The 10,635-nt window shown below is 45.8% G+C and carries 8 protein-coding genes; 6 read left to right on the forward strand and 2 right to left on the reverse strand.

Annotated features, from left to right (window positions below; translation table 11 throughout):
- The first annotated feature begins 53 nt into the window (after nucleotides 1-53).
- The 4 genes from D791_RS13000 to D791_RS21500 are packed head-to-tail and all read left to right on the forward strand — an operon-like array spanning nucleotide 54 to nucleotide 4,156.
- Nucleotides 54-1,106: an efflux RND transporter periplasmic adaptor subunit gene (locus tag D791_RS13000; RefSeq protein WP_036512374.1), complete on the forward strand. Its 1,053-nt coding sequence runs from the start codon at nucleotides 54-56 to the stop codon at nucleotides 1,104-1,106.
- Nucleotides 1,103-3,271 (forward strand): efflux RND transporter permease subunit, encoded by a 2,169-nt coding sequence (locus tag D791_RS13005; RefSeq protein ID WP_272944844.1) that lies wholly within the window; start codon nucleotides 1,103-1,105, stop codon nucleotides 3,269-3,271. Before D791_RS13000 ends, D791_RS13005 begins: the two co-directional genes overlap by 4 nt.
- 5 nt (nucleotides 3,272-3,276) lie before the next feature.
- A complete protein-coding gene (locus D791_RS21495; protein ID WP_272944845.1) occupies nucleotides 3,277-3,900 on the forward strand; it encodes an efflux RND transporter permease subunit in 624 nt (207 codons plus the stop codon).
- Nucleotides 3,860-4,156: an efflux RND transporter permease subunit gene (locus tag D791_RS21500; protein WP_272944846.1), complete on the forward strand. Its 297-nt coding sequence runs from the start codon at nucleotides 3,860-3,862 to the stop codon at nucleotides 4,154-4,156. Before D791_RS21495 ends, D791_RS21500 begins: the two co-directional genes overlap by 41 nt.
- A 24-nt stretch (nucleotides 4,157-4,180) precedes the next feature.
- Here the strand turns inward: D791_RS21500 and D791_RS13010 are convergent, their stop codons facing one another.
- Together D791_RS13010 and D791_RS13015 are read right to left on the reverse strand one after the other, a co-directional pair.
- Nucleotides 4,181-5,089 carry a patatin-like phospholipase family protein gene (locus D791_RS13010; RefSeq protein WP_036512377.1) on the reverse strand — a complete coding sequence of 303 codons (909 nt, stop codon included), beginning with the start codon at nucleotides 5,087-5,089 and terminating at the stop codon, nucleotides 4,181-4,183.
- A 160-nt stretch (nucleotides 5,090-5,249) separates the two neighbouring features.
- Nucleotides 5,250-6,014, reverse strand: a complete 765-nt coding sequence (locus tag D791_RS13015; RefSeq protein WP_081763867.1) for a M48 family metallopeptidase — start codon at nucleotides 6,012-6,014, stop codon at nucleotides 5,250-5,252.
- Between the two features lie 245 nt (nucleotides 6,015-6,259).
- On the opposite strand from D791_RS13015, the gene D791_RS13020 reads away from it, so the two are divergent.
- Both D791_RS13020 and D791_RS13025 read left to right on the forward strand, forming a co-directional pair.
- A complete protein-coding gene (locus D791_RS13020; RefSeq protein ID WP_051514514.1) occupies nucleotides 6,260-7,234 on the forward strand; it encodes a cytochrome-c peroxidase in 975 nt (324 codons plus the stop codon).
- Nucleotides 7,227-10,442 carry an EAL domain-containing protein gene (locus D791_RS13025; RefSeq protein WP_051514515.1) on the forward strand — a complete coding sequence of 1,072 codons (3,216 nt, stop codon included), beginning with the start codon at nucleotides 7,227-7,229 and terminating at the stop codon, nucleotides 10,440-10,442. The genes D791_RS13020 and D791_RS13025 overlap by 8 nt, the downstream gene beginning before the upstream one ends.
- Nucleotides 10,443-10,635 lie beyond the last annotated feature (193 nt).

Raw genomic sequence — 10,635 nt, forward strand, 5'->3', positions numbered from 1 at the left:
TAGATTAATGTACGATTGCGTTCAGTAATTAATTTCTGATCGGGCTTACCGTTATGTTAAAGAAAGTCTGCGTTCTGTTGTTACCACTTCTTCTGTTGAGTGGCTGCTTTAAAGAGGATTATACAAGTCTTGAATCAAAGCCGATACCTTGGGTGTTAACACGTGAAGTGGTTCAAGATGAGCGAGCGGACGTGCGACTGTCGGGTAGCGTAAAAGCGCGCTATGAGTCGCCAATCGCATTTCAGCTAAATGGTCGGGTTTTGACAAAACATGTTGTTGCTGGACAAAAGGTTAATGCCAATGATCCTTTATTCACACTGGACCCACGTGATGTTGACGAGGTTGAACGAAGCGCAATGGCTCAGTTGGCGGTAGCGGATGCAGCGCTCGCGACCGCACGCAATGAGCTGAAGCGTCAACAGCAGCTGCTGGAGCAGAACTACATTAGTCGCCAAGCGCTTGAACGATTTGAGCTGGCCGAGCGGGAAGCGTTGAGTCAGCGTGAGTCAGCACGTGCGGTATTGGCACAAGCACGAAATACTCGCACCTATACAGAACTCAGCGCTGAGCATGCAGGTGTAATGATTAATGTTGAGGTTGAGGCGGGGCAAGTCGTTGCAGCAGGACAGGTGCTGGCAACCTTGGCTCAAGAAGGCGATAAAGAGATCGAAGTTTATCTGCCAGATGGGCAATCTCCTCCTCAAGTAGGGCAGATAGATTTAAGAGGTGAGCGTTCAATACAGGTTGAATTACGTGAAATAGCTGGCGCGGCAGACTCATCAAGTCGCAGTTGGCGGGCACGCTATCGTTTGCTGGAGTCAAATGAGTCTTTGCTGTTAGGCAGTGTCGTGCAGGTGACCTTGTTTAAATCCGATAATGCAGAGGATGTGCTACGAGTTCCATTGGCTGCATTGGATGAGCGAGGTTTGGGGGCTCAGGTTTGGCAAGTGATTGAAGGGCAGGCACAGCCCGTTTCGGTTGATGTTCTTGAACTTACAACGGAATATGCACGGATTCGAGCGGATCTTAATACTCAATCCAGAGTGATTGCGTTGGGGACGCATTTATTAACGCCCGGCATGCAGGTTAGGGAGAGGGCTCTATGAGTTTTCCCAACCTATCCGCGCTTGCTGTTCGTGAGCGATCCGTTACTTTGTTTTTTATACTCTTATCGGTTTGCGTAGGGGTTTACTCCTTTTTCTCATTAGGGCGCGCCGAAGATCCAAGCTTTACAGTCCGATTTGCTGTTGTTTCGGCTGTATGGCCTGGTGCCACAACAGAAGAATTGCAAACCCAAGTGGTTGATCGATTGGAAAAGCGGATTCAAGAAATCGATTATCTATACAACATCGAAACCACGATTCGTCCGGGCCAAGCGATTCTACAGATCGAGTTTCAAGACTTCGCACCAGGTGAGATTGTCCCTGATCTTTTTTATGAAGTCCGAAAACGCATGATGGATGAGGCCGCAAACCTGCCAGCAGGCGTTATCGGTCCCATCGTAAATGATGATTTCGCAGATGTATATTTCTCCTTGATGGCGCTCACTGCTCCTGGGTTTCCCATGCGTGACTTGACGCGAGAGGCTGAAGCAATGCGAGATCGGTTGCAGCGTGTTCCGGGTGTGCTTAAGGCTCAAGTTTTAGCTGAGCAAGCCGAACGTGTTTTTGTTGAATTTAATATGACCTATTTGAGTCAGCTGGAATTAAGCCCTCAAGATGTCTTTGCAGCCATTCAGGCTCACAATCAGTTGGTGTCTGCTGGTGCATGGGAATTGGATGGACCGCGTGTTCATCTGCGAATTGCTGCTGATTTATCGGATCAAGAGCAATTGGCGGCTGTTCCTTTGCGAATTGGGAATCACCTGCTGCGTTTATCCGATATAGCGGATATTCACTATGGGTACGAAGACCCTCCGTCGTATTTTGTGCGGGCACAAGGGGAAGATGCCCTGTTATTAGGGGTTGTCATGCGCTCAGGTGAGAACGGTTTGGATTTTGGGCAGCGGCTTGGCGAGTTTGTTGAACGTGAACGGAGCCGACTTCCTCTGGGCATTGAGCTCACTGTGATCACCAATCAGACTGAAGCGATCACGGGGGCTGTTAACCTTTTTCAGGTGAAGTTTTTAGTTGCTGTTATAGTCGTCATGGGCGTCAGTATTTTGGCAATCGGTTTTAGAGCTGGCTTAGTGGTCGGTATTGCTATTCCGCTAACACTGGGGCTTACGTTTTTGCTCATGAAGTTAGCCGGTATCAATCTAGACCGAATTACCTTAGGTGCGCTCATTATTTCGTTAGGCTTATTGGTGGATGATGCCATTATTGCCATCGAAATGATGATTGTTAAAATGGAGTCGGGTTGGGACCGAGTTCGTGCTGCCAGTCATGCATGGAGTGTCACGGCTGCCCCAATGCTCTTTGGAACATTGGTGACGGTGGCTGGCTTTGTGCCGATTGGCTTTGCGCAGTCAGGTGTTGGTGAATATGCAGGCAATATTTTCTGGGTGTTGGCCTATGCGCTGCTTGTGTCCTGGTTGGTTGCTGTTACCTTCACGCCTTATTTAGGTGTAAAGCTTTTACCTGACTACAGTGCATCTGGTCACAGTGGGTTGTATCAGACGCCTTTATATCAAAAATTGCGTGTGTTTATCAGCGCATGTGTCACCTATCGTAAAACAGTCGTTGTCTTGACGGTATCTTTGCTGATTATCAGTGTGGTTGCGATGGCAAGCGTAGTGCAGCAGCAATTTTTTCCCAGTTCAGATCGCCCGGAAGTTCTGATTAGTATTCAGCATCCGCAAGGTACCTCTATTCTGACAACGGATGTCACAGTTAGAAAATTAGAGGCTATTTTGTCGGAGGTGGATGACGTTAAATCCTTATCTGCATATATCGGAGCTGGCGCACCGCGCTTTTTTATCTCAGCGAATCCTGAACAGCCTGATCCGGCTTTTGCCAAAATGATTGCGATTGGTCATGATGAAGCTTCGCGTGATCGGATTATCGATATGTTGCAGACGCATATCCATGCAGGAGCGTTTCCTGAGGCACGAGTGCGAGTGAGTAAGCTGCTTTACGGTCCGCCCGTTGTATGGCCGGTAAGCTTTCGAGTTGTGGGTGAAGATCCACTGAAGCTTCGTGAAATCGCCTATCAAGTAAGAGATGTCATGCGTGAGCATCCTCATGCGGAGGATCCGCACCTGGATTGGGATGAGCGAATTCCAAGCTTGCACTTAGTCATGGATAAGGATCACATCCGCTTAATGGCTTGACGCCAATGGATGTCGCTCAGCAATTGCAGTTTCAGTTAAATGGCGCTCCGGTGACTGAGGTTCGGCAAAATATCCGAACAGTACAAATGTATGCGAGGGCGCAGCGTGTTGAGCAAGGTTCACCAGAAGATATTGAAATCCGCACACAGGAAGGACGCAGTATTCCATTGTCGCAATTAGGGACGCTTGAAGTACGCTATGAAGAGCCTGTTATAAAGCGGTTTGGTGGCGAGCGGTTTTTGGCCGTCCATGCTGATGTGTCGGGTGCCCAGGCGCCTGATGTCACGGCCGATATTTGGCAAGCCTTAGAGGATATTCGTCAAGCGCTGCCAGAGGGGTATCGTATCGATATAGGTGGAACAGTCGAGCAATCTGGCAAAGCCGATGCCTCGATTCAGAAGTTGCAACCGTTGATGTTGGTGCTCATGCTCATTTTTATCATGTTGCAGATGCGATCTTTTTCAGGGACTTTTATTGTAGTGGCTACAGCGCCTTTAGGTCTCGTCGGTGCTGTTTTGGCCTTGTTAATGTTTGATCAGCTTCGGATTTGTCGCGCTGTTGGGTTTGATTGGTCTGGGGGGGATCTTGATGCGCAATACGATGATTTTGACTCAACAGGTCCAGGATAACTTTGAAGAGGGGATGAGTGCTCGCGATGCGGTTGTGGAGGCGGCGGTGCAACGTGCCCGTCCTGTAATTTTGACAGCCTTGGCGGCCGTTTTGGCGTTTGTGCCGCTCACCTTTGATAGTTTCTGGGGGCCGTTGGCGTATGTTTTAATTGGGGGTGTTGCTGTTGGCACCTTGATCACGCTTATTTTTGTTCCCGCACTCTATGCGCTCTGGTTTCGCTGTGGTGAGACTCCAAACCAAGGCAGTGCTAGCTGAGGTTGCCAAGCATGCGTTAGGGTTTTATAGCCCTAGCGCATGCTGCAAGGCGGGTAACATGCGTTTAACACAGGCTCTTCCTTCGTCAATCGCTTCTTCTGCTCGATAAAACTCAAGCAATCCGATCTTGGCCAAGCGGGGTGATAGAAGAATGTCTGGAGGATCGCCTGCCATACGACTGCGCGTAATTCGGTCTTGAGTGATATTGACCGATCCTGCGATGACATCAAACATACTGGGAGCGGCTTCTTCAGTATCTTCCTTGGATGAGAAAACGGCTCCCGCGTAATTTACAAGCTCGGTAATTTTACTAACAGGTGATGCTTTTGATGAACGCGTTGAGGCTTTGACATTCTGTACAGGTTTGGGTTGGGGGCGTGTTAATAGGTCACCGTTTAGATTCACTGCAATGACCACGTCAGCGCCTAGCGCTCGGCAAGTTGATACAGGAACTGGATTGACAAGCCCACCATCCACAACCCATTTATTTTGGTATTTGACGGCCGGAAACAACCCAGGCAGTGCAATTGAGCACCATACTGCATCTAAAACAGACCCTTCCGTAATCCATAACTCACGACCGCTTTCCAAATCAGTTGTGATTGAAGCGAACTGTTTAGGCAGGTCCTCAATATTGCATTGTTTCGGAGCAACATGGCCATCAAGTAGTTCAACTAACCGATCACGATTTACAAAACCATTTAAGGACGTGTTAATTTCAAAAAACTGTGCAAGCTTTAGTTTAGTGAGTTTTAGAACCCAATCTTCCAGTTTGTCGAGATGATCTGTTGCGTAGGCGGCTCCCACCAGCGCACCGATTGAGGTGCCACAGACGATTTCAGGTGTAATGCCTTCCTCATGTAAAGCACGAAGAATGCCGATATGAGACCAGCCACGGGATGCGCCGCTGCCTAAGGCTATGCCTACTTTCATAGATTTATCCTTAATCCGTTAGTGGTTTGGTTTTGCAAGAAAGGGAATGTTTTAGATGGTCATAGAGTACGGAATGGAATCATCACTTGGCAAGCGAATATTTTAGTGGACTGCGGTGCATGCTCAGTCGATCATAGGCACCGCAATCGGTAGAGGCTTGCTATCTGAGTGAATTGCTTAAGCGGTCCGCACGATCTCCTGCAGCTGGGTGGCTAGAGAAAAGGCTACGGCTATTTCCGTATTTTGCTTCTAGCTTTCTGAGTGCAGTCACGGCTGCTTGTGCATTCATACCATGGCGTTGCATTAATTTAATTGCATAGTCATCGGCTTCATGCTCTTGAGTTTGAGAGAATTGAGCGTTAACTAGTTTTTCGCCCAGTTCACCTAGCTCCGAGTTTGAAAGAGCTGCTGCGGTTGTGTTGCCACTGGCCGCCGCCGCTTCACGTGCGGCAGAAGCCGCATAGGCAACTTGGAATGCGCGTTTGGAATGGCCTAACACCACATGACCAATTTCATGGGCAATGACGTAGCGTACCTCATCATCGGTCATTTCATCCATCAAGCCGCTGTACATGCGAATAGAGCCGTTTGGAACAGCAAACGCATTGATTTCGGGTAGCATATAGACCTTGTATTCAAGGCTCTGGCCATCAACGGTTTCCCAGCCCTGAGTTAGCTGAGCTAAACGTTGAGCATAGCGGCTGTTTGAGGGCGCAATTTGATGCTGACTATCAAGGTGGGCAATTGATTGATCACCAATCAGCTTCATTTGTTGGTCTGTCATCGTAATTGCGGTCGCCATCCCCATGCCTGCGGATAGCAGTCCTGACATGTCGCTTCCTGTGGTTTTGCAGCCGCTGAGTGTGAGCGTGATAGCTAGACAGGCAGCATATGAAGTCTTTTGTACAAAAGCGAGTTTTTTCATCGCCAATTCCTTTGTCGGTGTAATGTGAAAATTAGAATGTACTGAGCGGTTCGTCATCATTCCCTTAGTAACAGATTGAAATGTTAAGGGCTAATGTCATTAAAATCCAGATTTGGGTTTAAAAAGATGAAAAAGTGTATATTTGTTGATCTAGGACAAGATCAAGAGTTTTTTAAACGTTGCAATATGTGCGGTTAAATCTATGCTTAATGGTTTGATTATAATTCTGGTTAGGGGTCGCCGTTTTGCAGCGCTTAAAAATGATCCGCGAGATCCGATTTGTGATATTGCTTTTGTGCTGCATTGTTGCACAGGTGCTTCACGCAACAATTTTACCTGTACCTAACCCACCAGAACAAAATCCACTGCTTGTAAAGCTAGGCGAACAGCTTTTTCATGATGAGCGTTTGTCAGGTGATAAGACGGTGAGCTGCGCTACCTGTCATGCATTGGAGACAGGAGGGATGGATCTTGCAAAGGTCTCAACAGGTGTTGGCGGTAAAAAAGGTGTCATTCGTGCCCCCAGCGTCTTTAATAGCCATTTAAATCATACGCAGTTTTGGGATGGGCGTGTAAAAACCTTGGAAGCGCAAGTTGATGGTCCCTTACATGATGAACTGGAAATGGCCTCAAATTGGCCTTTGGTGATAGGTCGACTCAACGCGGACCCTCAGTTACGTTCAGAGTTTAAAAAAGTGTTTGATGAGGAGCTTAATCCAGAGCAGGTTCGAATAGCGTTGGCAGCTTTTCAGCGAACATTAATGCTCACCAACTCCCCCTTTGATCGCTGGCTAGCAGGTGATATGGAAGCGATTACGGCGCAGCAAAAAAACGGATTTAGACTGTTTCAAGAGTACGGCTGTATCAGTTGCCATCAAGGTGCAAATGTTGGAGGGAATATGTTTGCTCGAATGGGATCGCTGGAAAGCTTTACCTTATTTAAATCGGCTGAAATGGAGCAGGTTAGTCTTGGTCGGTACAACGTAACAGGAAATCGTAAGCATTTGTACGTTTTTAAAGTGCCAGGGCTAAGAACCGCCGCTTTAAATCACTATTTTTTTCATGACTCAAGTGCAAGCTCCTTGGAAGAAGCGATCGATATGATGGCTCGTGTACAGCTAGGAAGGCAGCTCACTCGAGATCAGGCACAGGATATTGCAGAATTTATTCGTTCACTATTAGGTGAGCACCCATTGCTTAAGCAGGTGCTGAGTGATTAATCAACATAAACAAGGTTTTATACTGTTTTTCTGTATTTTGGCAGGGCTTGTGCTCGCTTTGTTTTTCTCAACGCGAACGCATGACGTATTAGAGCACACGCAGCGTCTAGACGGCTTTTTGCAGTTACGTGAATTAGATGCATTATTAGACGAAGAGGTCTTGTTGATAGCATCAGGACTGCGAACACACTATGACCAGCTTGTGGTGTATCGAAGAAACAGTGATGAGTTACTAGAAAAGATGCTCGATACGCGTCATTCATTTATTGCTGGTTTAGATGAAACCTCTGTCATGCTCTTAAAGTCCTATCAGTCCATGCAATTGCATAAAGAGGATGTTGTCGAAGAAATAAAACATTCCGCATCACTGATACGAAATGGTCTTTTATATATGCCACAGCAGGTGCAAGCACTCAGGCAGGATAATCATCCGCATAGAGATGACGCGGCTCGTATACTGAGTGCGCTTTATCGATACCATTTATATCCCTTGACTGAATCACGAGATGAGCTAGAGCTGCAGCTGTATAATCTAGTAAGGCAAAATACGGGTGATGAATTATTAAGCTTGTTTATTTCTCAGGCCTCAACAAGCTTGCGGCATCTAAGTAATTTACATCAGTATCGGGATGAGTATGTTGCTGTCGATACGAGAATAATCTTAAGGCAATTAGAACTATCCTACCAACAGGTTTACCTCAATCGATTGAAGGCTTCAGAGTACTTGACGCTTTTTTTATTAGTATTAAGTGCCTTGCTAATGTTGGTTATGACACTGCTGTTTAGGCGTCTGCAACATGAAACACACGCTTCTAAACAAGCAACTAATCGTTTACAAGATGCTGTAAACAGCCTATCTGAGGCCTTTGCATTATTTGATGCAAAGGGGTCGTTGGTTTTGTTCAATCAAAAGTGGCTTGAGTATTATCCTTGGTTGAATTATGACTCGTTAGTTGATTGGCCGTCCATTGCATCTAAGCATGCCGAAGTCGGAATCAAAAGCCTATCCGCGCAGACGGCAAATCCCCGAGTGAGTCAATACTATATTGAACACTTGCCGAATAATCGATGTTATCAGGCCAGTAATAACATGACACAAGATGGAGGATGGGTTTGTGTTAGGACAGATATCAGTGTTATACAGCAGACAGAGTTCAAATTGAGAATGCTTGGGCGTGCTTTGGAGCAAAGCCCAGTGGCTGTAATGATTACCGATAGGAAAGGTATCATTGAGTATGTTAATGCACAGTTGGCTGAAATGACAGGCTATTCAGAATCAGAGTTATTAGGGAAAAATAATAACATTCTCAAATCTGGCGAAATGTCGAGTCAAGTTTTTACAGATATGTGGAAAGAGCTAAATCGTGGAAATACGTGGTCGGGGCACTTGTTAAATAGAAAAAAAGATGGTTGTTTTTTTTGGGACTCAACATCTATATCTCCGCTTCGAACAGAAGAAGGTGACATTAGTCATTTTATAGCTGTGAAAGAAGATATTACTGAGCGTCTTGTGCTTGAAGAACAGTTGAAAATGGTTGCTGTTGTATTTGAAACAACGAATGAAGCCATTATGATTGCAGATCAGAATGGGCGAATCAAAACGGTTAATCCCGCATTTACTAAAATAACAGGTTTTACAAAAGAAGAAGTGATTGGTAAAAATCCAAGTATATTAAGTTCTGGGCGACATGATCGAAACTTTTATCATCAGCTTTGGAGTACATTGTCCGTTGAAGGGGCTTGGGCTGGTGAAATATGGAATCGACGTAAAGACGGTAGTGTTTATCCGGAATGGCTCTCAATTTCAGTTATACGAAACGACTCAGGTGACATTAGTGAATATATATCTGTATTTTCAGATATAACCAGTCGAAAAAATGCCGAAGCACGGATTCGGCATCAAGCCTATTATGATGCTTTGACGGAGTTGCCGAATAGAACGTTGTTAATGGATCGGCTTGAAATGTCAATTGTTTCAGCAAATCGAGATCAACAAACCTTGGCGTTATTGTTTGTGGATTTGGATCGTTTCAAATATGTTAATGATACGCTTGGTCATGAATACGGTGATGAGCTTCTTATAAATGTGGCGCGACGCTTGTTGAGCTGTGTGAGAGAAAGTGACACGGTTGCTCGTTTTGGCGGGGATGAATTTGTTGTTCTACTTCATAATATTTGTTCGGGAAAAGAAGCAGGGCGTATTGCCGAAAAAATGATCCAACAACTTTCGTATCCGTTCATGCTGGCTGGCCGAGAAATTATAATTGGTGCAAGCATCGGTATCGCTATGTATCCGAGCGTGTCAGGAGGTGCAGATAATCTGCTCAGAAATGCCGACTTAGCGATGTATAGTGCGAAGCAAGGCGGACGAAATCGTTACCAGTTTTTCAGTGAACAGCTCCAAGAAGATGCCAATAGCATGATGGAAATGGAGCAGGATTTGCGAGTTGCATTAGAGCAAAAGCAACTTGAAGTATATTATCAGCCGATTATAGATAGCCGTACCTTGTCTTTAGTCGGGGTAGAAGCATTGCTCCGCTGGAATCATCCTTTGCATGGCATGATTTCACCTGATCGTTTTATTCCTCTAGCGGAAGATACCGGTATGATTGGTGTTATAGGTCAATGGGTGCTTGAGACGGCTTGTCGGCAAGCAGGCCAATGGGTCGCACAAGGATATCATTTATATATGTCGGTTAATCTTTCGGGGCGTCAGCGAAGTTTAGGCCTGGATGATATAGTGCTAAGGAATATCCTTGAGTCAACAGGGTTTAGGCCTGAAAGTTTGGTGCTTGAAATCACTGAGGGGATGTTGTTAGACAATAGTCACGCAACCATTGAGTGGTTGAGTTCCTTTAGCCGAATGGGTGTTCAGTTAGCGATTGATGACTTTGGCACAGGCTACTCAGCGCTGAGTTATCTTAAACGATTTCCAATTGATATATTGAAAATAGATCGCGAATTCATTCGAGAGTTGGGGCATGGCACGCAAGATATGCTTGTGGTTAAAGCCATCATCTCAATGGCAAAAAGCTTAAAGCTTAGAATTGTGGCTGAAGGTGTTGAGACGGATGATCAACTTGCCATACTTCAGGACTTGCAATGTGAGTTTGTACAGGGGTATCTGTTTTCAAAATCATTAACAGCGTATGAGTTGGAAGTGTCATTTGACACGCTCTACAGAAGTGTTGCCAAACAGCGGTTATAGTCTTTTCTTGCTTTGGAGCTTTAAAAACATATTGCTGACATCCTCCTTGCCGTAAGCATCGGGGGGTGCACCTAGATAAATAAATACAAAAAAGTAGTTGACCTCTCCCAAAAACCTCTTTAATATTCGCGCCTCGCTTGAGAGACAAGCCCTTCCGGGGGAGAGTCACTGAAGCGGGGCTTCTTTTTAAGTA

Origin of the sequence: Nitrincola nitratireducens (genome assembly GCF_000585235.1) — a bacterium.
GTDB lineage: Bacteria > Pseudomonadota > Gammaproteobacteria > Pseudomonadales > Balneatricaceae > Nitrincola > Nitrincola alkalisediminis.